This is a genomic window from Polaribacter sp. (assembly GCF_024639685.1).
In the GTDB taxonomy this organism is placed as follows: domain Bacteria; phylum Bacteroidota; class Bacteroidia; order Flavobacteriales; family Flavobacteriaceae; genus Polaribacter.
The window spans coordinates 349,971-376,288 of sequence record NZ_JAHEHX010000019.1 but is presented as its reverse complement, the minus strand read 5'-3'; the positions used below and the strand labels follow the sequence as shown (position 1 = coordinate 376,288).

Below are 26,318 nucleotides of genomic sequence, written 5' to 3'. Positions count from 1 at the left end.
TTTCGAATAATTCTACAAAACTAAAGAATAGCATTTTTTTATTTATTAATTACTCGAATCTATTATTTATCTTTCAAATTTAATTTTAATACTTTAACTTTGTTAAATTGCAATAATTACTAGTCTATTTCTTTAATTTTTAAATTAACTTTTATAGAGTAGTAAAATTAATAAACCAAAAATTTCTATTACATAATTTTATGAATATTTACAAAGACTACCTAAAGGAAATTGAAGAGAGAAAACTAATGGGGCTAAACCCTAAGCCAATTGATGGTGCAGAATTATTAAGCACAATAATTGAACAGATAAAAGACTTAGAAAACGAATTTAGAGAAGATTCATTAAATTTCTTTATCTATAATGTTTTACCAGGAACTACAAGTGCTGCAGTAGTAAAAGCTAAATTTTTAAAAGAAATTATTCTTAAAGAAGAAGTTGTAAAGGAAATTACACCAGGTTTTGCTTTTGAGCAGTTATCTCATATGAAAGGTGGTCCTTCTGTAAAGGTTTTATTAGATCTAGCATTAGGAAATGATATTGAAATAGCAAAAGAGGCTGCAAAAGTATTAAAAACTCAAGTGTTTTTATATGAAGCAGATACTGCTCAATTAGAAAAAGCATACCAAGCAGGAAATACAATAGCTAAAGATTTAATAGAGAGTTACGCTCAGGCTGAATTCTTTACAAAATTGCCAGAAATAGAAGAGGAAATAGAAATTGTAACATTTGTTGCTGGTATTGGAGATATTTCTACAGATTTATTATCTCCAGGAGCAGATGCACATTCAAGATCAGATCGTGAATTACATGGTCAGTGTATGTTTGAGCATAACAAAGAAATGCAAAATGAATTATTGGCATTAAAAGAAAAGCATCCAAATAAACGTGTAATGTTAATTGCAGATAAAGGTACTATGGGTGTTGGTTCATCTAGAATGTCTGGTGTAAATAATGTTGCATTATGGACAGGTATACCATCGAGTCCTTATGTTCCTTTCATAAATATTGCTCCAGTAATTGCGGGTACTAATGGTATAGCACCAATTTTCTTAACTACTGTAGGTGTAACTGGTGGAATTGGTATCGACTTAAAAAACTGGGTAAAGCAAAAAGATGCAGATGGTAACACAATTGTAGATGAAGAAGGAGAACCAATCTTAAAGGAAGAATATTCTGTAAATACAGGAACTGTTCTTACTATAAATACAAAAACAAAAAAGTTATATAAATACGGAAAAGAAGTTAAAGATATTTCTGAAGCCTTAACACCACCTAAAAAGGAGTTTATAAAAGCAGGGGGATCTTATGCTGTTGTCTTTGGTAAAAAATTACAAACTTTTGCCTGTAAAGTTTTGGGTGTTGATGTTCCTCAAGTTTATGCAGCTGCAAAAGAAGTTTCTATTGATGGACAAGGATTGACAGCAGTTGAAAAAATATTCAATAGAAATGCAGTAGGTACTACTCCAGGTAAAACATTACATGCAGGCTCAAATGTTAGAGTAGAAGTAAATATTGTTGGTTCACAGGACACTACAGGTTTAATGACTTCTCAAGAATTAGAGAATATGGCTGCAACCGTAATTTCTCCAATTGTAGATTGTGGTTACCAATCAGGTTGTCATACAGCTTCTGTTTGGGATGATAAATCTAAAGCTAACATTCCAAGGTTAATGAAATTTATGAATGATTTTGGCTTGGTTACAGCTCGTCATCCAGAAGGAAAATACCATGCAATGACTGATGTTATACATAAGGTATTAAATGATCTTGCTGTTGATGATTGGGATGTGATTATAGGTGGAGATTCTCACACACGTATGGCTAAAGGAGTTGCCTTTGGAGCAGATTCAGGAACAGTTGCACTTGCATTAGCCACAGGTGAAGCTACTATGCCAATTCCAGAGTCAGTAAAAGTTACTTTTAAAGGTGAAATGAAATCTTACATGGATTTTAGAGATGTAGTTCATGCTACACAACAACAAATGTTAAATCAGTTTGATGGTGAAAATGTTTTTCAAGGTAAAATTATTGAAGTTCATATTGGAACATTAACTTCAGACCAAGCATTTACATTTACAGATTGGACTGCAGAGATGAAAGCAAAAGCATCTATTTGTATCTCTGAAGATGAAACATTAATAGAATCATTAGAAATTTCTAGAGATCGTATTCAAATTATGATTGATAAAGGAATGGATAATCCAAAACAAGATTTAAAAGGATTAGTTGATAAAGCAAATACACGAATTATTGAAATAAATACAGGGACTAAATCTGCCTTAAAACCAGACGCTGATGCTAAATACTATCAAGAAGTAGTTATTGATTTAGATAAGATCATAGAGCCAATGATTGCTGACCCTGACGTTAATAATGAAGATGTTTCTAAGCGTTATACACACGATAATATTCAACCATTATCTTTCTATGGAGGAACCAAAAAAGTAGATTTAGGCTTCATAGGTTCTTGTATGATTCATAAAGGTGATATGAAAATATTAGCACAAATGTTGAAGAACATTGAAGCACAAAAAGGAGAAGTTAAATTTAATGCTCCTTTAGTTGTTGCACCACCTACCTATAATATTGTTGACGAGTTAAAGGCAGAAGGAGATTGGGATGTTTTAGTAAAATATTCTGGTTTCGAATTTGACGATAATGCTCCAAAAGGGTTGGCACGTACTAAATATGAAAATATGTTATACTTAGAGCGCCCTGGATGTAACTTGTGTATGGGTAACCAAGAAAAAGCTGAAGCAGGTGATACTGTAATGGCTACTTCTACACGTTTATTTCAAGGAAGAGTAGTAAGAGATTCTGAAGAGAAAAAAGGAGAATCATTATTATCTTCTACACCAGTAGTAGTTCTATCAACAATTTTAGGAAGAACACCAACTATTGAAGAGTATCAAGCTGCTGTAGATGGTATTATTTTAACAAAGTTTAAGCCTTCTACAAAACAGTTAGTAGGTTAGATTTTCATTTTATTAAATAGTAAAAAGAGCCTAGATGATTAATCTAGGTTTTTTTATGCTATAAATAAGTATAATCATTTTATCTTATTTATTTCTTTTTTTTAAATAAACAAAGCCATCAATAAATTTTAATAACTACTAAATTTCTATATCAGTTTTGTTATCCCTTTTTTTACGAAAGGTAAAAAGTCCTAATGCAGGCCCAATGCCTAATAACATGAATATGAAATTAGATTGAAAAGTGAAATTTATTTCTGTAATAATTAAGATACTTAAAATAGTTATAGAATATCCTAAACAGTTTACTATAGTTAGGGCGGAACCTTTGTTTTTAGAAGCTACATTTTGGGCTACTAAGGTGGAAAACATGGGAGAATCACCAATAACTAAAAAGCTCCATATCATTAAAAATACTATAAACAGAGTTTGGCTATCAACAAGCAAACAAAAAGGAGCTATTAAACAACAGAGGAAAGATCCAAATAAAAAAATAAAAGCTATTTTTTTTCTCCTAATTTTTGAGAAATATACCCTGTAAAAATACAAGACAAACTACCAATACCAATAATTAAAAAAGACAGTAGAGAGATATTAATGGTTAAATTTGAATGTATTTCATTATATGAAGATAATATAATAGGTACAAAGGCCCAAAATGTGTAGAGCTCCCACATATGTCCAAAATAACCAAAAGCTGCTTTTCTGAATTCATTTTTTTTAAAAACATTTGAAATTGTTGTTATGTCAAAACTATTATTTCGTTTCCTATATAGACCATCTTTCACGAAAAATAGAATAAGAAAACCACCAATAACAGATAGTATAGAGGTTAAAATAATTACAAACTTCCAAGAAGTATCAATAAAGAAATCTTTTATTAAATGGGGAAGTGCTGTGCCTAAAACTAAAGCACCTACTAAGAAACCTAAAGATTTACCCAACCCTTTATCAAAATAATCCATAGCAATTTTCATTCCTACAGGATAAATCCCTGCTAAAAAAAAATCCTGTTAAAAATCTAAATATCAACAAGTAAGAAGAATTTTCGGTTTCTAGTATAAAACAGAAATTGAAAAAGGCAGCACATAAAGCACTCGTAAAAAATACTTTAAAAGGAGAAACTCGATCACTAACTGTAAAAAGAGCAAAAAGTAAAGTTCCCGTAATGAAACCAAATTGTACAGCAGAAGTTAACCAGCCAATAGCATTGCTTTCTAACTGATATTCTAAAACTACAGCACTCATTACACCATTTGTAGCAAACCATAAAGAAGTGCAACAAAATTGAGAAATTACAATAACAGGTAGTATGTGTTTTTGTGTAATTATTAGGTAACGAAATTAGTATAAATTAGAGAATAATCAACTAGAAAAATTTCTATTCATCATTACTTTATCTATATTTGGATTAATGAAAAATGTCAAAATAATAGAATGTCCAAGAGATGCTATGCAGGGTATAAAGTCTCATTTTATAGCTACTGATAGAAAGGCATTGTATATAAATTCTTTATTAAAAGTTGGTTTTGACACTATTGATTTTGGGAGTTTTGTTTCACCAAAAGCAATACCTCAAATGAGAGATACAGCAGCTGTATTGTCTCAATTAGAATTAAGCACTACAAAAAGTAAATTACTAGCTATAATTGCAAATTATAGAGGAGCAGAGGATGCTGTTCAGTTTGAGGAAATTAATTATTTAGGGTATCCGTTTTCTATTTCTGAAAATTTTCAGATGAGAAATACTCATAAAACAATTAAAGAATCTATAGTTACACTCGATAAAATTTTAAACTTAGCTGATAAATCTAAAAAGCAAGTTGTAGCCTATTTGTCAATGGGTTTTGGAAACCCTTATGGAGACCCATGGAATGTTGAAATAGTAGGGAAGTGGACCGAAAAACTTTCAAGTATGGGGGTAAAAATTTTGTCACTTTCAGATACTGTAGGTACCTCTACACCAAATGTTATAGCGTATTTGTTTTCTAACTTAATACCTCAGTTTAGTAATATAGAATTTGGTGCTCATTTACACACAACTCCAGACAAATGGTTCGAAAAAGTAGATGCTGCTCATAAAGCGGGTTGTTTACGATTTGATGGAGCCATAAAAGGTTATGGAGGTTGCCCAATGGCTAAAAATGAACTTACAGGTAATATGCCTACAGAAAAATTATTAAGTTATTTTACTAAAGAAAAAGTAGAAACAAATATTAAGCCTATGAGTTTTGAAAGTGCTTACAATAAGGCTTTAGAGGTATTTAATCATTAATTAAAGTTATGCAAAAACCATTCAAAAAAATGAATTCAAAGAAATTAGCACTAATGTTTTGCATGTTTTTTTTAATAATCTCTTGTAAAAAGGATAACAAAATAATTTCTTTTACATTTTTACAATTAAATGATGTTTATGAAATAGCACCAATTCAGGGAGGTAAATTTGGAGGTTTAGCACGGGTAGAATCTATTCATAAAACACTCTTAAAAGAAAATAAAAATACATTGCTTTTTATGGCTGGTGATTTTTTAAACCCCTCGTTAATTGGTTCCTTAAAAGTAAACGGAGAAAGAATTAGAGGTAAACAAATGATAGAAGTTATGAACGCTATGAATTTTGATCTTGTAGCTTTTGGAAATCATGAGTTTGATTTACCTTATAAAGACCTTCAAAAAAGGTTAAATGAAAGCACTTTTTCCTGGATTGCAGGAAATGTCTCTCATAATGATAGCTTAAAACGTCCTTTTCATAAAAAAGTAAATTCACAAATAGAATATATCCCAGAAACATATATTAAAGAATTGGTGGATGATGATGGAACATCTATTAAAGTTGGCTTTGTAAGTGTTTGTATTCAATCAAACCCAAAAGATTATGTTGTTTATGATCATATGTTTAAAAAAGTTAAAGCTAATTATGAAGCACTTAAAGATTCAGTAGATGTTGTGTTTGGATTAACACACGTAAAAATTACCAATGATAAAAGAATTGCAAAACTTTTGCCAGAAATACCATTAATAATGGGTGGTCATGATCATACTAATATGCGAGTTGAGACTAAAAATGGAGTTATAACTAAAGCAGATGCCAACGCAAAAACTGCTTATATACATCGAATTTTTTATGATAAAGAGACAAAAGAAATTACTGTAAATTCTGAACTAAAAGAAATCAATAATACCATTAAACCTGATAGAAAGGTTGATTCTATTGTTAACAAATGGCAATCCATTTTAACTACTGAAATTAGTAAAGTTATCCCTAAACCTAATGAAGTGATTTATTCTTCTACTATTCCTTTAGATGGAAGAGATGCTCCTATTAGAAGTGAGCAAACAAATTTAGGTGAGGTAATTACAGAATCTATGTCGTTTGTATTTGATAATAAGGTAGATTGTGCTTTGGTTAACGGTGGTTCTATTCGTATTGATGATCAACTAGTTGGTGCCATTACTGCAATGGATATTTTTAGGGTTTTACCATTTGGTGGTGCAATTGTAAAAGCTAAAATTAAAGGTAGGTTATTAAAACGTGTTTTGGATTATGGAGAGTTAGCTTCAGCTACAGGAGCTTACTTACAGAGATTTAATACAAATAAAGTGGGGGATACTTGGTACATCAACAATCAAAAAATTAATTTAAATAAAACGTATATTGCTGCTTTTTCTGATTATTTATTAAAAGGATTTGACATCCCATTTTTATCTCCAGAAAACAAAGAGGTCTACTCAGTATATCATCCTAAAGAAGATGAAAAGGCTTATGATATTCGAAAAGCTGTAGTTAGTTATTTAAAAACGAAATAATATAAAAGTAAAAAGCTCAAGATTTATATCTTGAACTTTTTTTATTTTTCTAAGAATCTCTTCTTTTTCTTCCAAATCCTCCTGGTTTTCTATCTGATCTAGATGATGAAGATTTTCTATCACTTCTATTTCTTCCTCCACCATTATCAGAACTTCTTCTAGATGATGAACCTTCTGCGCTTCTTCTGTGTCCAAAACCTCCGTCTTTTTTACCAAAAGATTTCTTTTTTCCTCTTCTTCCTCCTCCAGAACGTTCTTTTTTGGTAATTTCTACATTTACAGATCTACCGTCAAAATCTGGTTGATTAGAAGCAAACGCATCTAAAGTTTCGCTTTCAAAGTTTTTATCAATCTCGAAGAAAGAAAAAGTATCTAATATATCTATAGCACCAATTTCTATCTTATCTCCAATATTTTGGTCATTAATTAAACCAATTAGTTTAGCTGGGTTCAAGCTATCTTTTCTACCAATATTGATAAAGAAGCGAGTCATGTTATCTGCAGTTGCTCTAGATCTAGAATTTTCTCTGCCTAAATCATTTAAATCTTTAGAGTTTTCGTAATATGCTAACATTGTGTTGAATTCCAAAGAAACAAACTTTTGTATTAATTGTTCTCTATCTAGGTCTTTTAATTTGTCATAAATGCTAGGTAAAAACTCTGTAATTTCAGATTCATTAACCTTGGTGTCATTTACTTTATCAATTAAATTCATTAATTGATTTTCTACAATCTCTTTTCCTGTAGGTACTTTTCCTTCAACAAATTTTTGCTTAATGATACGTTCTATTACACGCAATTTACCTTTTTCTCTATTATTTACTAAGACAATAGATACACCTTTGTTACCTGCTCTACCAGTTCTACCACTTCTATGTGTGTAGTTTTCTATTTGATCTGGTAATTTATGATTAATTACATGTGTTAATTCATTTACATCTAAACCACGAGCCGCAACATCTGTTGCTACTAAAATCTGAATGGTTTTCTTTCTGAATTTACCCATAACAGAATCTCTCTGTGCTTGAGATAAATCTCCGTGTAAAGAATCTGCATTATAACCATCTTTAATTAAGTTATCTGCAACTTCTTGAGTTTCTCTTCTAGTTCTACAAAAGATAATTGCATAAATATCTGGATTTAAATCTGCAATTCTTTTTAATGCAGGATAACGTGTTCTTTCTGTAACTGCATAAAACTCATGACTTACATTTTCTGAACCTGAATTCTTTTCTCCAGAAGTAACTTCTACAGGAGTTGTCATGTAATTTTTTGCAATTGCCTCTACTTCTCTAGGGAAGGTTGCAGAAAACAATAAGGTTTGCTTAGTTTCTGGTGTAGCTTCTAATACTTTATCTAGCTCTTCTTTAAAGCCCATATTAAGCATTTCATCAGCTTCATCTAAAACCAACCATCTTACATTACCTAATTTTAAAGCTCTTCTGTTAATTAAATCTACAGTTCTACCTGGAGTTCCAACAACAATTTGAGAACCTCTTTTTAAAGATCTAATTTGATCTTCCATACTAGAACCACCATAAACAGTAGTTACTTTTACATTTTTTAAATATTTACAAAAGTCCTTAATATTATTACCAATTTGAACTGCAAGTTCTCTTGTTGGCGATAATATAATTGCTTGTACATTATTATTATCTTCTTCTAAAAGCTCTAATATTGGTAAACTAAAGGCAGCAGTTTTACCTGTACCAGTTTGTGCAAATGCTTTTAAATCTGTATCAGAAGATATTATTTGTGGAATTGCTTTTTCTTGTATTACAGTTGGTTTTTCGTAACCTAAATCTGTTAACGCTTTGATTATAGGTGCTTTTAGCCCTATTTCTTTAAATGTTGACATTTCTGTGATTTTGTAGATTCACAGAACGCCCACCTGTAAACCTGATTATTAATTTCGACCTGATTTTAAATGAGTTAGGCTCAAAAATAAAATCGTGCAAATGTAGTATAAAATAAATGAATTAGAAGAGTAATGCGATTTTTAATTTTTATTCAGTTCTTCTAGATAAGGAATTAGGTTGTTAGAATACAATGAAGCAAAGCCATTTACAACGGTTGCATTTCTATCAACAAGTATAGTTCTCGTCATTCTACTGCTTAAGAATGATTGCGCAAAATTATCAGAATTAATGTAAAATTGATTTTTAATATCTATCTTTTCTATTTTCTCATCATCTGAACCGTTTGTTTTAATAACAAAAAAGGTGATATTAGGATAGTTACTAGATAAATATAATAAACGAGATGAAATGTAAGATTTAGATACGTATTCTGGATTCCAAAACAGCAAAAAAGTTTTTCTTCTTTTTATTAACTTTTGAATTGAATGTTTGGTATTATTAAAATCTGTAATTTCAAAATTTGGTAATTTATTTCCGAGTTGTAAGGCTTTTGAGTCGTTTAATAAGCTTTGTATTGTATTTCTATCTTTATCATTAGTAGATGATTTTAAAAACATTTGAAAAGCTTCTAAGTTTACCTGATCTGAAGATTTGTTATAAAAATGACTCACTAAAGTTTGTTTTAAGAAGGCATTTTTTGTGCTTTCAGAGCTAATTTTGTCATCTATAATTTGTAATAAATCTAGAGTAAAATTTTGTGTATACTTCCGTTTCATAGGTTTATGCCCTAATGCATATGTTTCATTATAAACGTAATTTTTAATATACCTAGAGTACGGAGGAAAATACATTAAAGTGTCTTTGTTAATATCTAAGTTATTCCTAAATACGTAAAAATCCTTTTTTATTTCTGGGAATTTACCATCTACATTGTATTTAGCGTATAGTATTGGATACCTTTCGAAACGTGAATAGATAGGAAAGGTAAGTGCAATTTTTAAAATGTCAAAAAAACCTTTTGTTTCATTTGGATGGTTAATAACATATTCATTGAAGATTACTTCCTTAGTTTCTAGAAGAGAATCGGTAGTTTTTTTAAATACTTTAGGCTCTCTTTTATTTAATTCATAAAATTTTTGTTTTTCTTTTTCATCCTCTAAAAAACAATCAATTAGTATGTTGTTTCTCTCTGCTCCAGATCCTGCAAAAACCAAAGATTCATCAAAGTCCCAAGTATTTAGTCTAAGCATTAAACTGTCTTTTGGCTCTAAATAGATATATTGATTCTCATTGCCATGAACAAAATAATATAAGCCTTCTTTTGCATTTTTAATCTTTCCAATAAATTTATGATTTTCATCTAATAAAAAAGTATCAATTACTTTTTCCATAGAATATAACACAACATTATTAGATTTTGGATTTACAATTTTTCCACCAAAATAAGTTGCTCTTTCTTTATCAGTTTTATTGCAACTGATAAAAATTGATAACGTACATATTTGGATTAAGAATACTAATTTTTTATACATAAAAATTATAAAGTATAGATTCTACAAAAATAGTTATTCATGAGGGTTGCTCTTGTTAATACGTTGTTAAAAATGATAGGAATAATAACAGGTATTGTAAATGATTTATAAATTAAAAATACATGCTAATTTTCTATAAAAAGAAATCAATTTACTACTTTTGCAAAAACTAAAAAAGTCTTATGTTATCAGTATCTAATTTATCTGTTCAGTTTGGTAAACGTGTTTTGTTTGATGAAGTAAACACCAAATTTCAAACAGGAAATTGTTATGGAATTATTGGTGCCAATGGTGCAGGTAAGTCTACATTTTTAAAAATAATTTCTGGAAAGATGGATCCTACTTCTGGTCAGGTGCATCTAGAATCAGGTAAAAGAATGTCTGTACTTACCCAAGATCACTATGCTTATGATGAATATCCAGTTTTAGAAACTGTGGTTATGGGCAACAAAGATCTCTTTAAAATAAAAAAAGAGATTGATGCGCTTTACGCAGATTATACAGACGAAAATGCAGAAAAGATAGGAGAACTTCAAATTGTTTTTGAAGAGATGAATGGTTGGAATGCAGATTCTGATGCAGCAGCAATGTTATCTAACTTAGGAATATCTGAAGATTTACATTACACATTAATGAAAGATTTAGATGGTAAGCAAAAAGTACGTGTGTTAATTGCACAAGCACTTTTTGGTAATCCTGATGTTCTAATAATGGATGAACCTACCAATGATTTAGATTTCGAAACTATTGCTTGGTTAGAAAATTTTATTGCCAATTTTGATAACTGTGTAATTGTTGTATCTCATGATAGACACTTTTTAGATGCTGTTTGTACTCATATTTCTGATATTGATTTTGGTAAGATTAATCATTATTCAGGTAATTATACATTTTGGTATGAATCTAGTCAGTTAGCAGCAAAACAAAGAGCACAACAGAACAAGAAGGCAGAAGATAAAAAGAAAGAATTAGAGGAATTCATTCGTAGATTCTCTGCAAACGTAGCAAAATCTAAGCAAGCTACTTCTCGTAAAAAAATGATTGATAAATTAAACGTAGAAGATATAAAACCTTCTAGTAGACGTTATCCAGCAATTATTTTTGATAGAGATAGAGAAGCAGGAGATCAAATTTTAAATGTAGAAGGTTTAAGTAAGGATTTTGAAGGTGAAAAATTGTTTGATAATATTCATATCAATTTAAATAAAGGAGATAAAGTAGCTATTATCTCTAAAAACTCAAGAGCCATTTCAGCATTTTATCAAGTTATTTCAGGTAATGAATCTGCAGATGCTGGTAAATATTCTTGGGGTGTAACAACAACACAATCTTATCTACCACTTGATAATTCTGAGTATTTTCAAAATGGAGATTTAAACTTAGTAGATTGGTTAAGACAATATGCACAAACTGAAGAGGAGAGAGAAGAAGTTTACTTAAGAGGATTTTTAGGTAAAATGATTTTTTCTGGTGAAGAAGCTCTAAAGAAAAGTAATGTACTTTCTGGAGGTGAAAAAGTAAGATGTATGTTATCTAAAATGATGATGAAAAGAGCTAATATTTTAATGTTAGATGAACCAACAAACCACTTAGACTTAGAATCTATTCAAGCATTAAATAATTCCTTAATCAACTTTAAAGGAACAATTTTATTTTCTACACATGATCATGAATTTGCACAAACTGTAGCGAATAGAATTATTGAGTTAACACCTAAAGGAGCTATTGATAGATATGCAACTTTTGATGATTATTTATCTGATCCTAAAATTAAAGAATTAAGAGATTCTGTGTATTCTTAAATAGAATATTTACAAAATAAAATAAAAAACCATTATGTAAACTAAAAGTTTAGATAATGGTTTTTTATTTTCTGTAAAACAGCATATTATATTTTTATTTTTTCTGCAACGGACTTATAATTTTTACATCAGAAAAAGAAATTGCACCTAGTACAACACCATCAATAGTTTTCTTTAAAGCTTCTATTAACTGCATTTTTAATTGCGATTTATGATAGATCAAACTAACCTCTCTTGCAGGAGGAGGACTTTTAAATTCTCGTAAAAACTGTTTGTCAGAATCGTTTAAATCTAAGGTATGTAAATATGGTAAAAGAGTCATTCCTAAACCTTCTTTAGAAAGTTTAATTAAGGTGTCAAAACTTCCACTTTGTAATTGAAACCCTTTTTTGTTATCAATCTTATGAGCTCTACACAAGTTTAAAATATTATCTTTAAAACAATGTCCATCTTCTAGTAAAAGAATATCTTCCATTTCTAATTCATTTACTTCAATAAACTTGTTTTTAAAAAGTCTATGATTGTGAGGAATTAAACCTACAAATGGTTCATAGTATAAAGGCTTTTCTTTTATGGCCTCGTTTTCTAAAGGAGTAGCAGCAATAGCAGCATCAATATGCCCATCGGTTAATTTTCTAATAATTTCTTCTGTAGTAAGTTCTTCAACAATAAGTTTAACTTTTGGATATTTCTTTGTAAAGTTATTTAAAAACATTGGCAATAATGTTGGCATAATAGTAGGTATTATTCCAAGTTTAAATTCGCCTCCAATAAATCCTTTTTGTTGATGAACAATATCTAGAATTCGATTACTTTCATCGACAACCACTTTAGCCTGTTCAACAATTTTTTTTCCTACATCTGTAAGTTCAATTGGTTTTTTAGATCGATTGAATATTTGTACATTAAGTTCATCTTCTAACTTTTGAATTTGCATACTAAGTGTAGGCTGTGTTACAAAACTGTGCTCTGCTGCAACAGTAAAATTTTGGTATTCGGCAACAGATAAAACATATTTAAGTTGTGTAAATGTCATATATAGTAATTTCTGATAAAGATATTAAATCTATCAATATTAATTATAGTTAAGCGTTTGTTTTTTTTTAATAAATTTGAAAAAACATGATAAATGAATAAAAATATATTAGGATTAGAGGAAGCTAATACAAAAAAATCAGTAGCGCATTTAAATGGTTTATTGGCGAATTTTCAGATTTACTATCAAAACTTAAGAGGTTTACATTGGAATATTAAAGGAAAAAATTTCTTTGATTTGCATCTTAAATTTGAGGAGTTTTACACAGACAGTCAAGTTAAAATTGACGAGATTGCAGAACGCATTTTAACATTACAAGGTAAACCTTTACACACCTTTATAGACTATATCGCAAATAGTAGTGTTCCTGTTGGTAAAGATATTTCTAATGATGAGCAAGCGGTTAAACTAGTTGTAACTTCGTTATCTGAGCTTTTAAAAATAGAAAGAGTTATTCTATCATTATCTGACGAATTAGAGGATGAAGGAACCAACGCAATGATGAGCGATTTTATAGCAGCTCAAGAAAAAACAATTTGGCTGTTAAATTCTTGGTTAGGCAAATAAGAATAGATAAAAAACTATTAAAAAGAGGGTCAATGGTCCTCTTTCTAGTTTAATACAATTGCATAACCCAATTGAAAACCTAAAAGGTTGTATCCATCATTAGGTTTTTGAAAATTTAGATTAGATACATGACCAATATAAGATCCCAAATGCACAATTTGATTCTTAATTATTTTGTATTTTAATCCTAGAGAAAAGTTTTCAATAAAGGTAAATCCTTTTGCCAAACGTTCTGAACGAGTATTTATATAGGAAAACCCGAGACTAATACCTGCTTGAATATCTAATTTTTCAACGATATTTTTACTTGCAGAAAACCCAAATTCTAAGGCATATAAATTCATGTTTTTCTTTTTAGTAAACTCTGCTATTTTTTCTTGAAAGTTCTCTTGATCTGGAGTTACATAAAAACTATTTATTAGTTGATGTCTTAAAAACTGTACTTGCGGCTGAATAATTAATTCAAAATCTAAAGACTTCCAATTTCCTAAATTATAATAAGCTTGTCCTTTTACAATTTTTGCTGTGTACGTATAATCTGGATCATCATTAAAGAAACGTTCATTTGAACCAAAGGCATATAAAAAGCCTATTTTCATAGGCTTTAATTTATTTATAATAGAATTTTGACTAATACTTTTAAAAGAGATTAATGCAATAAAAAGAATTAGTAAATTATTTTTCATAATTATTTAGCTAAACATTTTAGTTATTTCTTCGGCTTTTTTATTTTCTGAGTAGTCGTAAAAACCTTCACCAGATTTTACACCCAACTTACCAGCCATCACCATATTCACTAGAAGTGGACAAGGGGCATACTTTGGATTTTTAAACCCTGTGTGCATAACATTTAAAATAGATAGACAAACATCTAAACCAATAAAATCTGCTAATTGAAGTGGTCCCATAGGGTGTGCCATACCTAGTTTCATAACAGTATCAATCTCAGCAACACCGGCAACACCATTGTATAACGTTTCTATAGATTCGTTAATCATTGGCATTAGAATTCTATTGGCCACAAAACCAGGATAATCATTAACTTCTACTGGAGTTTTTTGTATTTTTTTACTAAGGTCTACAATAAAATTAGTTACTTCATCAGAGGTATTGTATCCTCTAATAATTTCTACAAGTTTCATAACAGGTACAGGATTCATAAAGTGCATTCCAATTACTTTATCAGCTCTATTAGTTTCTGCCGCAATTTGAGTTATTGATATAGAAGATGTGTTTGTTGCTAAAATGGTGTCTTTAGCACAAACTTCATCTAACTCCCTAAAAATTTTTGATTTTAGAACTAGGTTTTCAGTAGCAGCTTCTACAACTAAGCTTGCATATTTAACTCCTTCTTTTATTGAGGTATAGGTAGTTATATTAGCAAGCGTTTTCTTTTTATCTTCTTCACTAATTTTTTCTTTAGCTACCATTCTACCTAAGTTTTTAGTAATGGTAGCTATTCCCTTGTCTAGTGCTTTTTGAGATACATCTATTAGTTGAACATTATAATCAAATTGAGCAAAAGTGTGTGCTATACCATTTCCCATGGTTCCAGCTCCTATTACAGCTATATTTTTCATAATTATGTTATTTGTTATTTAAATCTTCTTCTGTCTTAAAACAATCAATGATCCATTGTGCAATTCGCAAAGCTTCTGTACCATTATGTAATGAAACTATTGGTGTGGTATTATTAGTAATTGCGTTTGCAAATGTTTCTAATTCATCTAAAATTGCATTATTATTGGTAACCTCAAGATTTTCGAAATAGATTTGTTTTTCTACACCCTCGTCATTTTTAAGTACCATTGCAAATTCGTCTAAATTTTTAGGAGCATCTTGTATTCTTACAATTTCTGACTCTTTACTTAAAAAATTTACAGATATGTAGGCATCTTTTTGAAAAAAACGAGTTTTTCGCATGTTTTTCATAGATATTCTGCTTGCTGTTAAATTAGCAACACATCCATTTTCAAATTCAATTCTAGCATTAGCAATGTCTGGTGTTTCTGAAATTACAGAAATTCCACTCGCATATACGTTTTTTACTTTAGAATTTACAACCGATAATATAATATCTATGTCATGAATCATTAGGTCTAAAACAACTGGTACATCTGTACCTCTTGGATTAAATTCAGCCAAACGATGCGTTTCAATAAACATAGGATTGTTTATTTTATCTTTTACAGCTTTAAAAGCAGGATTAAATCGTTCTACATGGCCAACTTGCCCTTTTACGTGATACTGGCTCGCAAGTGTTTTGATAGCTTCTGCCTCTAATACGGTTTTAGCAATAGGTTTTTCTATAAAAATATGTCTTCCTTTTTTTATAGCACGCTCTGCGCATTCAAAATGAGATAGTGTAGGGGTAACGATATCAACAACATCAACAACTTCTATCAGGTCATCAATAGTTTCAAAAGCATTGTATCCAAACTCATCTACTACTTTTTTTGAATTTTCTTTTGATGGATCATAAAAACCCACTAAATCATATTTACTAGATTCTTGTAAGAGGCGAAGATGTATTTTTCCTAAATGACCAGCTCCTAAAACACCAACTTTAAGCATATTGTTAAATTTTTAAATCTGTTATAGAAAAGAGCTAAAAAGAAAAGCTATTTAACTCAGTAAGTACGCTTTATTTTTTAGAAATTTAAACTTAAAAATAAACCATCTACAAAGATACAATTTTATAAGAGTATAATTATAAATATTACTATTTTTAGACTCTAGAAATAATCAAATCATTGAAAGATACAGCAAAACATCAAGGACTAAGAAATCAGCTAGCAAAGATTCTAGAAGCTAAAGGCATAACAGATCAAAATGTGTTAGATGCTATTCGTAAAATTCCAAGACACTTGTTTATAGATTCTAGTTTTGAGTCTCACGCTTATCAAGATAAAGCGTTTCCAATTGCTGCTGAGCAAACTATTTCACAACCTTATACTGTAGCTTTTCAATCACAAACATTAGCGGTAAAACCATCAGAAAAGATATTAGAAATAGGTACAGGTTCTGGATACCAAACTGCAGTATTATTACATTTAAAAGCAATAGTGTATACAATAGAAAGACAGCATGAACTATTTAAGAAAACTGCTTCATTTTTACCTAAGATAGGGGTAAAGCCAAAGCGATTTATTTTTGGTGATGGTTATAAAGGTTTGCAAGAAGAAGCACCATTCGACAAAATAATTGTTACAGCAGGTGCACCATTTGTACCGAACCCCTTATTAGCACAGTTAAAAATAGGAGGTAAGCTATTAATACCTGTTGGTAATGAGACCCAAATAATGACGCTCTTTATAAGAAAATCTCAAAAAGAGTTTGAAAAACAAGAATTGGGTGATTTTGCTTTTGTACCCATGTTAGAGAAAAAAAATTAATTTTATTTTGCTCTTTCCCAATACTTTGTTTTACCAAAAATAGCAACGCCAATAAAACCTCTGATTTTTAATTTATCTTTTTTTACAAGTTTTATATAGCAATTATATACACTTCCATTTCTTGGATCTAAAATTTCTCCTCCAGACCATTCGTAGTCATTCTTTTCTAAACCTGTTAAGATATCTAGCCCTAAAATTCTTTTGTTTTTATTTTCACCTTCACAGGCAGTACACACTGAGTTTTGTCTAGAAGAATCTATTATTTTTACAACTTTAGCAAATGCCTTATTGTTTTTTTTATAGATTTCTATTACAGAGTCTACTTCACCTGTTTCATCGTTGGTAGAGTTCCATTTTCCAAAAATAGATTGTGCATTTAGTGTGAATGCAAAAAGTAAAGTTACTATTGTTAAATGTTTTTTCATTGTATGTAGTTTTAATTATTAAGCTTCTGCATCAAAATAGTTATCCCATTTTGCTTGTACCTTTAAGACTTGTTCAATAACGTCTCTGACACAACCATTACCACCTTTTAAATTCGAAATGTATTTAGATGCATTTTGTATTTCAGGGACAGCATCATTTGGGCAACACGGCATTCCAACTTTTTGCATTACAGGTAAGTCAGGTATATCATCTCCCATGTATAAAATATGCTCTGGAGTTAAGTTGTATTTGTTTACTATTTCTTTGTATTGATGTATTTTATCGTGGGCTCCTAAATAGATGTCTTCTATGCCAAGTGCTGAAAGTCTGTTTTTTACGGCTTGGTTTGTTCCTCCAGAAATAATACAAACTCTAAAACCTTTGTTTAAAGCAATTTTCATGGCATACCCATCTTTTACGTTCATATGTCTTACCAGTTCACCATCTGGCATAATAGTTAACATTCCGTTGGTTAAAACGCCATCGACATCAAAAATAAAAGTTGAAATTTTAGGTAATAGTTGTTTGTAACTCAGTTCCATTTTGGATAGATTTTGTAATTATTTTATAAATTTTCTGTTGCTCTTCATTTAATGATTGAAGATGGTTGTTTAAAGTAGATGTGTCATTTCTAATTGCAGGACCAGTTTGCGCCTCTCTTGGTGTTAGCGCTTCTATTTTAGTTGCAGTTTCTTGTATTAATGGAGAAAGTATTTTAAAAGGAATATTGTTTTTTAGACAAATATCATGACCAATTGCATACATATGGTTTGTAAAATTATTTACAAAAACAGCAGCAACATGTAATTTTTTTCTTTGATCTGAATTAATACGATAGCTAGCTCCACCTAAATACGTAGCCAATTCTTCTAATAATTGTAGCTCTTCAGGATGATCAGCTTCCAAACAAAAGGGAATGCTTTTAAAACATACTATTTTTTCTTTTGTAAAGGTTTGTAGCATATAAAACACCCCTTTTTTTGAAGTGTTTTTTAAATCATTTATACTAGTACTACCAGAGGTATGAACTATAAATGGATTGTTTATTTTAGAAGATACTTCTTTAATTGCGTCGTCAGAAACAGCCAGAATTGTAATATCTGCTGTAGGTATTTGTTCTAATGCTCTAGAATTAATTTTTTTAACCACTATTTTTTTTACGTTTACTAACGCATTAAACAAGTGATTTGCTACATTTCCATTACCAATAATTAAAACGGATATCATATTACGAAGATATTGAAATTTTAAGACAACATGTTTTTAAGAATTGTTAATTTAGCAAATAGAAACAATTTTATGAAAAATACTAATAAGTTAGGAATCAACACAACTTGTGTGCATGTTGGGGAGGTAAAGGATGAGCAATTTAAAGGTGCAGTATCACCTATGTACATGTCTACCTCTTATGCTTTTGATGGAGTAGAAGTAAAGCGGTATCCACGTTATTACAATACCCCAAATCAAGAAATGCTGTGCAAAAAAATTGCAGCTTTAGAAAATACAGAGGCTGGTTTAATTTTTAGTTCTGGTATGGCTGCAATTTCATCTGCAATGTTAACCTTTCTAGAAAAAGGAGATCATGTAATTGTGCAGCAAGTGATCTATGGAGGAACCTATAACTTTATAGTTTCTGAATTTGATAAGTATGGAATAGAATATTCTTTCACAGAATCTGATAAAGCTGTCGATTTTAAAGCGTTAATCAAAAAGAACACTAAAGTAATTTATATAGAAACGCCATCTAACCCATTATTAGGCATTACAGATATGGAAGCTATTAGTAGCATTGCTAAAGAAAACAATATTCTAATGATGATCGATAATACCTTTGCATCACCAATAAACCAAAATCCTGCTGATTTTGGAATTGATATTGTAATTCACTCGGCCACAAAATACATGGGAGGGCATTCTGATATTTCAGCTGGTGCCATTGCTGCTTCTCATGAGTATATTGAGCAAATTTGGAAAACTGCTATTAATTTCGGTGGTAACTTAAGTGATCAGACTGTTTGGATGTTAGAAAGAAGTTTAAAAACATTGAACTTAAGAGTTAAAGAGCAAACAAAAAATGCGCAACAAATGGCTGAATATTTAAAACAAAGTTCAGATATTGATTCAGTGTATTATCCAGGATTAAAAAGTCATCCTCAACATGAATTGGCTAAAAAGCAAATGAAAGGTTTTGGGGCAATGTTGTCTTTTGAGCTTAAAGAAGGCATAGATGCAATGACTTTTCAAAATAATTTAGCAATAATTAAACCCTCTATGAGTCTAGCTGGTTTAGAGAGTACAACAGTTAGTCCTGCGCAAACCACACATGCACTTTTAAATGAAGAAGAACGTTTAGAAAGAGGTATTAAAGAGGGTTTAATTCGATTTTCTGTAGGGATAGAAGAGCCTGAAGATTTAATAGCAGATATAGAGCAAGCCATAAAAAAATCAAAATAATGAAGTTAGATATATTAGCATTTGGTGCGCATCCAGATGATGTGGAGTTAGGTTGTGGTGCAACTTTAGCTAAAGAAATATCTTTGGGTAAAACAGTTGGAATTGTAGATTTAACTAGGGGAGAGTTAGGTACAAGAGGTTCTGCAGATTTAAGAGATATAGAGGCTAAAAACGCTGCTGAAATTTTAGGAATTTCTGTTAGAGAAAACTTATGTTTTGAGGATGGTTTTTTTGAAAATAATAAAAAAAACCAGCTTGAAATAATTAAAATGATCCGAAAATATCAACCTAAAATAGTCTTATGCAACGCAAAAGAAGACAGACATTTAGATCATGGTAAAGGAAGTAAGTTAGTTTCTGATGCATGTTTTTTAAGTGGATTATTAAAAATTGAAACTTCTATTAATGGAGAAGCACAGGAAAAATGGAGGCCAGAAAATGTTTATCATTACATTCAATGGAAAGACATAAAACCAGACTTTGTAGTAGATGTTAGTGGTTTTATAGATTTAAAAATACAGGCAGTTTTAGCTTATAGTTCGCAGTTTTTTAATCCTAAAAATAAGGAACCAGAAACTCCAATTACCAGTAGAAACTTCATAGATAGTGTTCAATATAGAGCAAGAGATTTAGGAAGGTTAATTGGTGTTTCGCATGCAGAAGGCTTTACAACAGAGCGTTATATTGCAGTTAAAAATTTAGATAAAATTTTTTAATTTTTTCTTTTACAAATACGAAAAAGAAGTATATTTGCATTCGCAAACAAATGGTGGTTGTAGCTCAGTTGGTTAGAGCGTCGGTTTGTGGTACCGAAAGTCGTGGGTTCGAGCCCCATCTTCCACCCTAAATGCAAAGCCTTCTCTATGAGAAGGCTTTTTTAGTATTATAAATTAAAAGAATTCAACTTCATTCTTCATTTATTACATTCTTGTTTAAAATATAAATAGGTCAGTTACTTTATTATTTTGGACAAGTTGTTTAAAATTGAGTAGCCTTTATTCAGGACGGATCATAATGTGTTACAACGTGATTGTGTATGGTTAGTTGCATGGTTAAGCAATTAAATTAGTAAACAAATCCGAACCCGAGAAATTTCCAAAGTAATTTTCCAAATAGTCACTTGCCAAAGCAATTAATTATACACGGTGTTGTATGTCGTTTTATTTATTTTTTAGCAACAACTTTTATTTTCTTGAATTGGTGGACAAGGAACAGTTCCGTAAGAGCAATAAACACAACAATCTCCTTCTTTTGGTTTCAGAACCGTTTTACAATTTTCGCATTCGTAGAAAAACTGACAAGCGTTTGTTGGCATACCTTCTACTTTTTTGTGTCCGCAGTTTGGACAAGTGATTTCTGATTTTAATATAGTTTCCATTTAATTTTCTTTTCTGTCGGTTACTTTATAACCTGTTGAGTTAATTGCATTCTTAATTTCAGTTTCGCTAGTTTTTGATTTGTCAAATTCAATGATTGCATTTCCATTTTCGTATGACGCTTTTGAGTTTACAATTCCGTTGATTTTCTTTACTTCGTGATTAACGTGTTCTTCGCAACTCGCACAGGTCATTCCACTGATTTTAAATTCAGTTGTTTTTATGTCTGATTTGTCAACTACGATTATTTGCTTTTCTGTATTTGGATAAAAAATTATTGAATAGTATGGAAAAGCCAACATTACAATTGCAAATACAGTTACGATTCCTAAAAACTTTTTTGATTGAATAAATTTTGGTTTTTCGCCCGTCTCGCATTCACAGTCCATTTCTTTTTGTGGTTTTAGTTTTTGATGCCAAGCAAATCCAAGAACCAAAATTGTCAGTCCAATTAGATAAGGTCTGAATGGCTCAATCCAAGAAAATGTAGAAGCAATTCCGCTTGTTCCTGCAATTAGAGCCAAAACTGGTGTAATACAACATAAGGAAGCTGTAATTGCAGTTAACAAACCTGCACCAATTAATTTGTTTTCACTTTTCATATCGTTTCTAAAATTTTGTTTTTATCAAGTATCTCAAAGAATGGATTTAGTAATGTTGAGTATTGAGAAGTTAGTGAGTAAAAAATCGTTTGAGCTTCTCTGTCAGTTTCTAATAAATTTCTGTCTTTCATTTTCCTCAAGTGTTGAGAAATAGCAGAAATGTTCATTCCGAGAATGTCGCTTAAATCACAAACGCAAAGTCTTTTTTCTTCAAAGAGTAGGTAAAGTATTTTAAGTCTTACGCTATTTCCAACTAATGAAAGTCCGTTCGCTAAATAGTCGAACGATTCGTTTAATTCCGAAACTATGTCTTTGCAACGGTTTATTTGTTCAATATCGGCTTGTTGTCTTATGTAAGAATTATTTTCCATATAACAAAGTTACGCTTATTTCTTATTTAAGCAAATACTTAAATACGTATTTCAAAAGCGTTGGCGAAATTTTAACTCTTTTGGTTTTTAGAGCATTGGATTTGAGTGTTGGGAAAAACCGAAAGTGCTAAAATGTGCGGCTGGTTTTCAGCTTATGGGTAACTAGTTATATCTGCATAAGAGTATGCTTTTTTATTTAAAATCTGCGGGATAACGTTATTTTTTCGTATTCATTATCCGTAACAATTTTATTGTTTTATGAGTACAGTAGCGTTTTTTAAAAAGGAGATACCCTTTTAATCTTTATTGTCTCTTTTCTGCTAAATACTTTGAAGTATATGATTTTTTATTGGTTATCATCTCTTCTAGTGTTCCTTCAAAAATTAATTCTCCTCCATTTTTACCGCCTTCTAAGCCAAGGTCTATAATATAGTCTGCACATTTAATTAATTCTATATTGTGTTCTATTACTATAATAGAATGCCCATTATTTAGAAGTGCGTTAAAAGATTTCAATAATTTTTTAATATCGTGAAAATGTAAGCCTGTAGTAGGTTCATCAAAAATAAATAATGTTTTATCTTTTGTAGTCCCTTTTACCAAAAAAGAGGCTAGTTTAATACGTTGTGCTTCACCGCCAGATAGGGTAGACGAAGACTGCCCCAAAGTAACATAACCCAAACCTACATCTTGTAAGGGTTTTAATCTTTTTGCAATTTTAGGTGTTAAATTCTCATCAAAAAATGCAATTGCATCGTCTATAGTTAATGCTAAAATATCGGCGATATTTTTATTGCCGAAGGTAACTTCTAAGACTTCTTTTTTAAACCTTTTTCCATTACAAACATCACATTCTAAATGCACATCTGCCATAAATTGCATTTCTATAGTAACTTCTCCCTCTCCTTTACAGGTTTCACATCGTCCTCCTTCCACATTGAATGAAAAATGTTTTGGTTTAAAATTTCTAATTTTTGCCAACTTTTGATTAGCAAATAATGCTCTAATATCGTCATAAGCTTTAATGTATGTAACAGGGTTAGATCTAGAAGAGCGTCCAATAGGGTTTTGATCTATAAATTCGACACTTTTTAAAGTATCAAAATCGCCCTTAATTGCAGTATGTTGTCCAATATTATCTCCATAGCCTTGTAGTTGTTTTTGTAAAGCAGGGTAAACTATTTTTTTTACCAAAGTACTTTTACCAGAACCAGAGACGCCAGTAACCACCGTTAAACTTTCTAAAGGGAAAGTAACATTTATATTTTGTAAGTTGTGTTCTCTTGCGCCTGTAATCTGTATTTTATGTTTTGTTGTTCTACGTTTTTTTGGAATTTCGATTTTTAATTCCTCATTTAAATACTTGGCTGTAAGTGAGTTTGATTTTAAAAGCTGTTTGTAGGTACCTTCGGCAACTACGTTTCCTCCATAGGTGCCTGCCTCCGGACCAATATCTATGATGTAGTCTGCTTCTTTCATGATATCTTCATCATGCTCTACAACAATTACAGTATTGCCTAGGTCTCTTAAATTTTTAAGCACTCCTATTAAACGCTCTGTATCTTTTGGGTGTAAACCAATACTGGGTTCGTCTAAAATATACATAGAGCCTACTAAAGAACTTCCTAAAGAGGTAGCTAAATTTATTCTTTGACTTTCACCGCCAGAAAGTGTATTCGAAGTTCGGTTTATGGTTAAATAAGAAAGGCCAACATCTGTTAAAAATTGCAATCTGTTGTTAATTTCAGTTAGCAAGCGTTTACCAACTTTTTCTTGATAGGAGGTAAGTTGCAATTCTTTAAAAAATAATGCTAATTCGTCTAATGGTAAAGACACTAGATCAGAAATGGTTTTAGAATTAATTTTTACATAATTGGCTTCTTTTCTCAGTCTTTTTCCATCACATGTAGTGCATTTTGTTTTTCCTCGATAACGTGAAAGCATTACCCGATTTTGTATTTTGTAACTTTTTTCTTCTAAAACAGTAAAGAAATAATGTATGCCATTAAAGTGTTTGTTACCATTCCAAACCAATTCCTTTTGTTGATCTGTTAGTTGAAACCATGGCTTATGTATAGGAATGTTAAATTTATATGCTACCGCAATTAAATCTTCTTTATAATGAACATATGATGGTGTTTTAAATGGAAAAATAGCATCGTCAAAAATAGATAAACCAGTATTAGGGATTACTAAATTTTCGTCTATACCAATAACATTTCCATAACCTTCGCAAGTTGGGCAAGCTCCATAAGGGTTGTTAAAACTAAATAGATGTGTATTAGGTTCTAAAAAACTCATGCCATCTAGCTCAAACTTGTTATTAAACTCTGTAATTGTCTCACTTGCTAAGTTTTCAATTAAACACATACCATTACCTTCAAAAAATGCAGTTTGAATGGCGTCTGCAAGACGATTATAAAAATCTTCATCTTCTTTTGTTACTATACGATCTACAACTAAAAATAAAGGCTCATTTTTATATTCTTTTTGAGGTAAATCGGCAATTCTATATACTTTACTTTTCCATTTTAAACGAGCATATCCTTGTTGTTCTAAAACTTGTAATACTGTTTTTAAATCTCTGTTTTCATGAATAATAATGGGAGAAAGTAATAACAATTTAGTATTTAATGGAATGTTTTTTATATAATTTACGACGTCTGATACTGTATCTTTTTTTACTTCTTTATTAGAAATAGGAGAGTAGGTTATACCAATTCGTGCAAATAAAAGTTTTATATAATCATATATTTCTGTAGATGTGCCTACTGTAGATCTTGGATTGGTAGAGTTTACTTTTTGCTCTATTGCAATGGCTGGTGCAATTCCTTTAATATAATCTACTTTAGGCTTATCTAATTTACCTAAAAACTGACGTGCATAAGAACTTAAACTTTCTACATACCTTCTTTGTCCTTCTGCATACAATGTGTCAAAAGCTAAAGAAGATTTACCAGACCCAGATAAACCCGTAATAACAACTAATTTATTTCTAGGAATAACAACATCTATATTTTTTAAATTGTGCAGTTTAGCACCCTTAATAATGATGTTTTTTTTTGGATTTATACTGGAAATATCGGTCTTCATTTAATTTAATAATAAGTTATAAAAATACCATTAATTTTAATGAAACAGAAAAAGTTTTTGGGTGTCTTTGTGAAATTATTTGGTTTACAAAAAATATAGTTTATATTTACACTTTAACTTACACAAAATTAGAAGCCTATAGTTTAAAACTACTTTTAAAATTATTGTTTATAACAAAATAGATGTTCTGCTCAGTTCATCTAAAAAAGTAGTATTATGGTTCAAAAACAAACAATTTCAGACAGTATACTAGTGTCTAAGTATATTAAAGGTCACGAAGCATCATTAAACATTTTAATCAATAGACATCAACAACGTTTATTTAGTTTTATTTATAGTAAAGTAAAGGATAAAGACATCACAGAAGATGTTTTTCAAGATACTTTTATTAAAGTTATAAAAACATTAAAGAAAGGTAAATATAATGAAGAGGGTAAATTTTTACCTTGGGTTATGCGAATTGCTCATAATTTGGTGATAGATTATTTTAGAAAGTCTAACAGAATGCCAGCCTTTAGAAATACAGATGAATTTGATATTTTTTCGGTTTTGGGCGATGGAAGTTTAAATGCTGAAAAACAACTAATACAAGAACAAATTTTTTCTGATGTTAAAGACTTGGTTAATGAACTACCTGAAGAACAAAAAGAAGTACTTGTAATGCGCATATATAAAGATATGAGTTTTAAAGAAATAAGTGAAAATACAGGTGTAAGTATTAATACTGCGTTAGGTAGAATGCGTTATGCATTAATTAATATGCGTAAATTAATAGAAAAACATAAAATTATTTTAATGAACTAGCAATATTTTTAAAAATGCATCGTTACTAATTTATAAACAAGATACTAAATAGACTATATGATGCAACTTTACTCAAAAAAGTCATCTGATATACAGGTGCAACCTAAAAAAGAAACAGTTCAATTTTTGATTAATTTTTCCAAATCGCTAGCAATTATAAAAACCAAATCAAAAAATTTCATTGAATTTAATTTGAATTAAGAGTGGAAAAGCTTCAAC

Annotated in this window: 24 protein-coding genes and 1 tRNA gene; 10 read left to right on the top strand and 15 right to left on the bottom strand. The window is 30.2% G+C overall.

The features are described 5' to 3' along the window. Positions 1–200: 200 nt before the first annotated feature. Positions 201–2,978, top strand: a complete 2,778-nt coding sequence (locus tag Q0L44_RS07710) for a bifunctional aconitate hydratase 2/2-methylisocitrate dehydratase (RefSeq protein WP_296637258.1) — start codon at positions 201–203, stop codon at positions 2,976–2,978. Between the two features lie 497 nt (positions 2,979–3,475). On the opposite strand, the gene Q0L44_RS11575 is transcribed toward Q0L44_RS07710, so the two are convergent. Continuing rightward, positions 3,476–3,952: an MFS transporter gene (locus Q0L44_RS11575; protein ID WP_366085256.1), complete on the bottom strand. Its 477-nt coding sequence runs from the start codon at positions 3,950–3,952 to the stop codon at positions 3,476–3,478. Next, entirely contained in the window at positions 3,927–4,223 is a 297-nt protein-coding gene (locus Q0L44_RS11570) for a hypothetical protein (protein WP_366085254.1), read from the bottom strand. Before Q0L44_RS11570 ends, Q0L44_RS11575 begins: the two co-directional genes overlap by 26 nt. A 166-nt stretch (positions 4,224–4,389) precedes the next feature. On the opposite strand from Q0L44_RS11570, the gene Q0L44_RS07700 reads away from it, so the two are divergent. After that, entirely contained in the window at positions 4,390–5,250 is an 861-nt protein-coding gene (locus Q0L44_RS07700) for a hydroxymethylglutaryl-CoA lyase (RefSeq protein WP_296637256.1), read from the top strand. A 29-nt stretch (positions 5,251–5,279) separates the two neighbouring features. Continuing rightward, positions 5,280–6,782, top strand: coding sequence for a bifunctional metallophosphatase/5'-nucleotidase (locus Q0L44_RS07695; protein WP_296637254.1), 1,503 nt, complete (start codon positions 5,280–5,282; stop codon positions 6,780–6,782). Positions 6,783–6,831: 49 nt separating this feature from the next. On the opposite strand, the gene Q0L44_RS07690 is transcribed toward Q0L44_RS07695, so the two are convergent. Next, entirely contained in the window at positions 6,832–8,640 is a 1,809-nt protein-coding gene (locus tag Q0L44_RS07690; RefSeq protein ID WP_296637253.1) for a DEAD/DEAH box helicase, read from the bottom strand. Positions 8,641–8,781: 141 nt separating this feature from the next. Next, the gene (locus Q0L44_RS07685; protein WP_296637251.1) at positions 8,782–10,173 is read right to left on the bottom strand and encodes a hypothetical protein; all 1,392 of its coding nucleotides are present in this window, start codon (positions 10,171–10,173) and stop codon (positions 8,782–8,784) included. 182 nt (positions 10,174–10,355) lie between these two features. Between Q0L44_RS07685 and Q0L44_RS07680 the strand changes: the two genes are divergently transcribed. Continuing rightward, positions 10,356–11,975 (top strand): ATP-binding cassette domain-containing protein, encoded by a 1,620-nt coding sequence (locus tag Q0L44_RS07680; protein ID WP_296637249.1) that lies wholly within the window; start codon positions 10,356–10,358, stop codon positions 11,973–11,975. A gap of 94 nt (positions 11,976–12,069) precedes the next feature. Here the strand turns inward: Q0L44_RS07680 and Q0L44_RS07675 are convergent, their stop codons facing one another. Beyond that, the gene (locus tag Q0L44_RS07675; protein ID WP_296637248.1) at positions 12,070–13,011 is read right to left on the bottom strand and encodes a hydrogen peroxide-inducible genes activator; all 942 of its coding nucleotides are present in this window, start codon (positions 13,009–13,011) and stop codon (positions 12,070–12,072) included. Positions 13,012–13,104: 93 nt separating this feature from the next. Between Q0L44_RS07675 and Q0L44_RS07670 the strand changes: the two genes are divergently transcribed. Beyond that, entirely contained in the window at positions 13,105–13,578 is a 474-nt protein-coding gene (locus Q0L44_RS07670; RefSeq protein ID WP_296637247.1) for a Dps family protein, read from the top strand. Between the two features lie 44 nt (positions 13,579–13,622). On the opposite strand, the gene Q0L44_RS07665 is transcribed toward Q0L44_RS07670, so the two are convergent. The 3 genes from Q0L44_RS07665 to Q0L44_RS07655 all read right to left on the bottom strand — a co-directional run bounded on the left by Q0L44_RS07665 (position 13,623) and on the right by Q0L44_RS07655 (position 16,152). After that, positions 13,623–14,177 (bottom strand): acyloxyacyl hydrolase, encoded by a 555-nt coding sequence (locus Q0L44_RS07665; RefSeq protein WP_296637245.1) that lies wholly within the window; start codon positions 14,175–14,177, stop codon positions 13,623–13,625. 93 nt (positions 14,178–14,270) lie between these two features. Then, entirely contained in the window at positions 14,271–15,158 is an 888-nt protein-coding gene (locus Q0L44_RS07660; RefSeq protein WP_296637243.1) for a 3-hydroxybutyryl-CoA dehydrogenase, read from the bottom strand. A gap of 7 nt (positions 15,159–15,165) precedes the next feature. Next, positions 15,166–16,152, bottom strand: coding sequence for a Gfo/Idh/MocA family oxidoreductase (locus Q0L44_RS07655; protein WP_296637242.1), 987 nt, complete (start codon positions 16,150–16,152; stop codon positions 15,166–15,168). 179 nt (positions 16,153–16,331) lie between these two features. Here Q0L44_RS07655 and Q0L44_RS07650 point away from each other — a divergent pair, with 179 nt between their 5' ends. Beyond that, positions 16,332–16,973 (top strand): protein-L-isoaspartate(D-aspartate) O-methyltransferase, encoded by a 642-nt coding sequence (locus Q0L44_RS07650; protein ID WP_296637240.1) that lies wholly within the window; start codon positions 16,332–16,334, stop codon positions 16,971–16,973. Between the two features lie 2 nt (positions 16,974–16,975). On the opposite strand, the gene Q0L44_RS07645 is transcribed toward Q0L44_RS07650, so the two are convergent. Genes Q0L44_RS07645 through Q0L44_RS07635 form a run of 3 tightly spaced genes read right to left on the bottom strand, consistent with a single transcriptional unit; the run spans position 16,976 to position 18,626 of the window. Next, positions 16,976–17,398, bottom strand: a complete 423-nt coding sequence (locus Q0L44_RS07645) for a DUF2147 domain-containing protein (RefSeq protein ID WP_296637239.1) — start codon at positions 17,396–17,398, stop codon at positions 16,976–16,978. An 18-nt stretch (positions 17,399–17,416) separates the two neighbouring features. After that, positions 17,417–17,941, bottom strand: a complete 525-nt coding sequence (locus Q0L44_RS07640) for an HAD-IIIA family hydrolase (protein WP_296637237.1) — start codon at positions 17,939–17,941, stop codon at positions 17,417–17,419. Continuing rightward, the gene (locus tag Q0L44_RS07635; protein ID WP_296637236.1) at positions 17,910–18,626 is read right to left on the bottom strand and encodes a DUF2520 domain-containing protein; all 717 of its coding nucleotides are present in this window, start codon (positions 18,624–18,626) and stop codon (positions 17,910–17,912) included. Before Q0L44_RS07635 ends, Q0L44_RS07640 begins: the two co-directional genes overlap by 32 nt. Before the next feature lie 72 nt (positions 18,627–18,698). Here Q0L44_RS07635 and Q0L44_RS07630 point away from each other — a divergent pair, with 72 nt between their 5' ends. From Q0L44_RS07630 to Q0L44_RS07620, 3 genes are all read left to right on the top strand, one after another. Further along, the gene (locus Q0L44_RS07630; RefSeq protein WP_296637234.1) at positions 18,699–19,853 is read left to right on the top strand and encodes a PLP-dependent aspartate aminotransferase family protein; all 1,155 of its coding nucleotides are present in this window, start codon (positions 18,699–18,701) and stop codon (positions 19,851–19,853) included. Continuing rightward, positions 19,853–20,569 carry a bacillithiol biosynthesis deacetylase BshB1 gene (bshB1, locus tag Q0L44_RS07625; protein WP_296637233.1) on the top strand — a complete coding sequence of 239 codons (717 nt, stop codon included), beginning with the start codon at positions 19,853–19,855 and terminating at the stop codon, positions 20,567–20,569. The genes Q0L44_RS07630 and bshB1 overlap by 1 nt, the downstream gene beginning before the upstream one ends. 52 nt (positions 20,570–20,621) lie before the next feature. Further along, a tRNA-His gene (locus Q0L44_RS07620) sits at positions 20,622–20,697 on the top strand. A gap of 327 nt (positions 20,698–21,024) precedes the next feature. Here Q0L44_RS07620 and Q0L44_RS07615 read toward each other — a convergent pair. The 4 genes from Q0L44_RS07615 to uvrA all read right to left on the bottom strand — a co-directional run bounded on the left by Q0L44_RS07615 (position 21,025) and on the right by uvrA (position 25,295). After that, positions 21,025–21,231, bottom strand: a complete 207-nt coding sequence (locus Q0L44_RS07615; protein WP_296637231.1) for a GDCCVxC domain-containing (seleno)protein — start codon at positions 21,229–21,231, stop codon at positions 21,025–21,027. Next, entirely contained in the window at positions 21,232–21,831 is a 600-nt protein-coding gene (gene merTP, locus Q0L44_RS07610; protein ID WP_296637230.1) for a mercuric transport protein MerTP, read from the bottom strand. Then, the gene (locus Q0L44_RS07605) at positions 21,828–22,202 is read right to left on the bottom strand and encodes a metalloregulator ArsR/SmtB family transcription factor (protein WP_296637228.1); all 375 of its coding nucleotides are present in this window, start codon (positions 22,200–22,202) and stop codon (positions 21,828–21,830) included. The genes merTP and Q0L44_RS07605 overlap by 4 nt, the downstream gene beginning before the upstream one ends. Positions 22,203–22,505: 303 nt before the next feature. Next, positions 22,506–25,295: an excinuclease ABC subunit UvrA gene (gene uvrA / locus Q0L44_RS07600; protein WP_296637227.1), complete on the bottom strand. Its 2,790-nt coding sequence runs from the start codon at positions 25,293–25,295 to the stop codon at positions 22,506–22,508. Between the two features lie 216 nt (positions 25,296–25,511). On the opposite strand from uvrA, the gene Q0L44_RS07595 reads away from it, so the two are divergent. After that, positions 25,512–26,099 carry a sigma-70 family RNA polymerase sigma factor gene (locus Q0L44_RS07595; RefSeq protein WP_296637225.1) on the top strand — a complete coding sequence of 196 codons (588 nt, stop codon included), beginning with the start codon at positions 25,512–25,514 and terminating at the stop codon, positions 26,097–26,099. The last annotated feature ends 219 nt before the right edge of the window (positions 26,100–26,318 follow it).

What these genes read in the sequence shown, in the direction of transcription:
- Q0L44_RS07695 (WP_296637254.1), top strand. Translation starts at nt 5,280, where the DNA reads ATGAATTCAAAGAAATTAGCACTAATGTTTTGCATGTTTTTTTTAATA.
- Q0L44_RS07595 (WP_296637225.1), top strand. Translation starts at nt 25,512, where the DNA reads ATGGTTCAAAAACAAACAATTTCAGACAGTATACTAGTGTCTAAGTAT.
- Q0L44_RS07670 (WP_296637247.1), top strand. Translation starts at nt 13,105, where the DNA reads ATGAATAAAAATATATTAGGATTAGAGGAAGCTAATACAAAAAAATCA.
- Q0L44_RS07675 (WP_296637248.1), bottom strand. Translation starts at nt 13,011, where the DNA reads ATGACATTTACACAACTTAAATATGTTTTATCTGTTGCCGAATACCAA.
- Q0L44_RS07655 (WP_296637242.1), bottom strand. Translation starts at nt 16,152, where the DNA reads ATGCTTAAAGTTGGTGTTTTAGGAGCTGGTCATTTAGGAAAAATACAT.
- Q0L44_RS07640 (WP_296637237.1), bottom strand. Translation starts at nt 17,941, where the DNA reads ATGGAACTGAGTTACAAACAACTATTACCTAAAATTTCAACTTTTATT.
- Q0L44_RS07680 (WP_296637249.1), top strand. Translation starts at nt 10,356, where the DNA reads ATGTTATCAGTATCTAATTTATCTGTTCAGTTTGGTAAACGTGTTTTG.
- Q0L44_RS07615 (WP_296637231.1), bottom strand. Translation starts at nt 21,231, where the DNA reads ATGGAAACTATATTAAAATCAGAAATCACTTGTCCAAACTGCGGACAC.
- Q0L44_RS07635 (WP_296637236.1), bottom strand. Translation starts at nt 18,626, where the DNA reads ATGATATCCGTTTTAATTATTGGTAATGGAAATGTAGCAAATCACTTG.
- Q0L44_RS07685 (WP_296637251.1), bottom strand. Translation starts at nt 10,173, where the DNA reads ATGTATAAAAAATTAGTATTCTTAATCCAAATATGTACGTTATCAATT.
- Q0L44_RS07665 (WP_296637245.1), bottom strand. Translation starts at nt 14,177, where the DNA reads ATGAAAATAGGCTTTTTATATGCCTTTGGTTCAAATGAACGTTTCTTT.
- merTP (WP_296637230.1), bottom strand. Translation starts at nt 21,831, where the DNA reads ATGAAAAGTGAAAACAAATTAATTGGTGCAGGTTTGTTAACTGCAATT.
- Q0L44_RS07690 (WP_296637253.1), bottom strand. Translation starts at nt 8,640, where the DNA reads ATGTCAACATTTAAAGAAATAGGGCTAAAAGCACCTATAATCAAAGCG.
- Q0L44_RS11575 (WP_366085256.1), bottom strand. Translation starts at nt 3,952, where the DNA reads ATGAAAATTGCTATGGATTATTTTGATAAAGGGTTGGGTAAATCTTTA.
- Q0L44_RS07645 (WP_296637239.1), bottom strand. Translation starts at nt 17,398, where the DNA reads ATGAAAAAACATTTAACAATAGTAACTTTACTTTTTGCATTCACACTA.
- Q0L44_RS07710 (WP_296637258.1), top strand. Translation starts at nt 201, where the DNA reads ATGAATATTTACAAAGACTACCTAAAGGAAATTGAAGAGAGAAAACTA.
- bshB1 (WP_296637233.1), top strand. Translation starts at nt 19,853, where the DNA reads ATGAAGTTAGATATATTAGCATTTGGTGCGCATCCAGATGATGTGGAG.
- Q0L44_RS07605 (WP_296637228.1), bottom strand. Translation starts at nt 22,202, where the DNA reads ATGGAAAATAATTCTTACATAAGACAACAAGCCGATATTGAACAAATA.
- Q0L44_RS07660 (WP_296637243.1), bottom strand. Translation starts at nt 15,158, where the DNA reads ATGAAAAATATAGCTGTAATAGGAGCTGGAACCATGGGAAATGGTATA.
- Q0L44_RS07700 (WP_296637256.1), top strand. Translation starts at nt 4,390, where the DNA reads ATGAAAAATGTCAAAATAATAGAATGTCCAAGAGATGCTATGCAGGGT.
- Q0L44_RS07630 (WP_296637234.1), top strand. Translation starts at nt 18,699, where the DNA reads ATGAAAAATACTAATAAGTTAGGAATCAACACAACTTGTGTGCATGTT.
- Q0L44_RS11570 (WP_366085254.1), bottom strand. Translation starts at nt 4,223, where the DNA reads ATGAGTGCTGTAGTTTTAGAATATCAGTTAGAAAGCAATGCTATTGGC.
- uvrA (WP_296637227.1), bottom strand. Translation starts at nt 25,295, where the DNA reads ATGAAGACCGATATTTCCAGTATAAATCCAAAAAAAAACATCATTATT.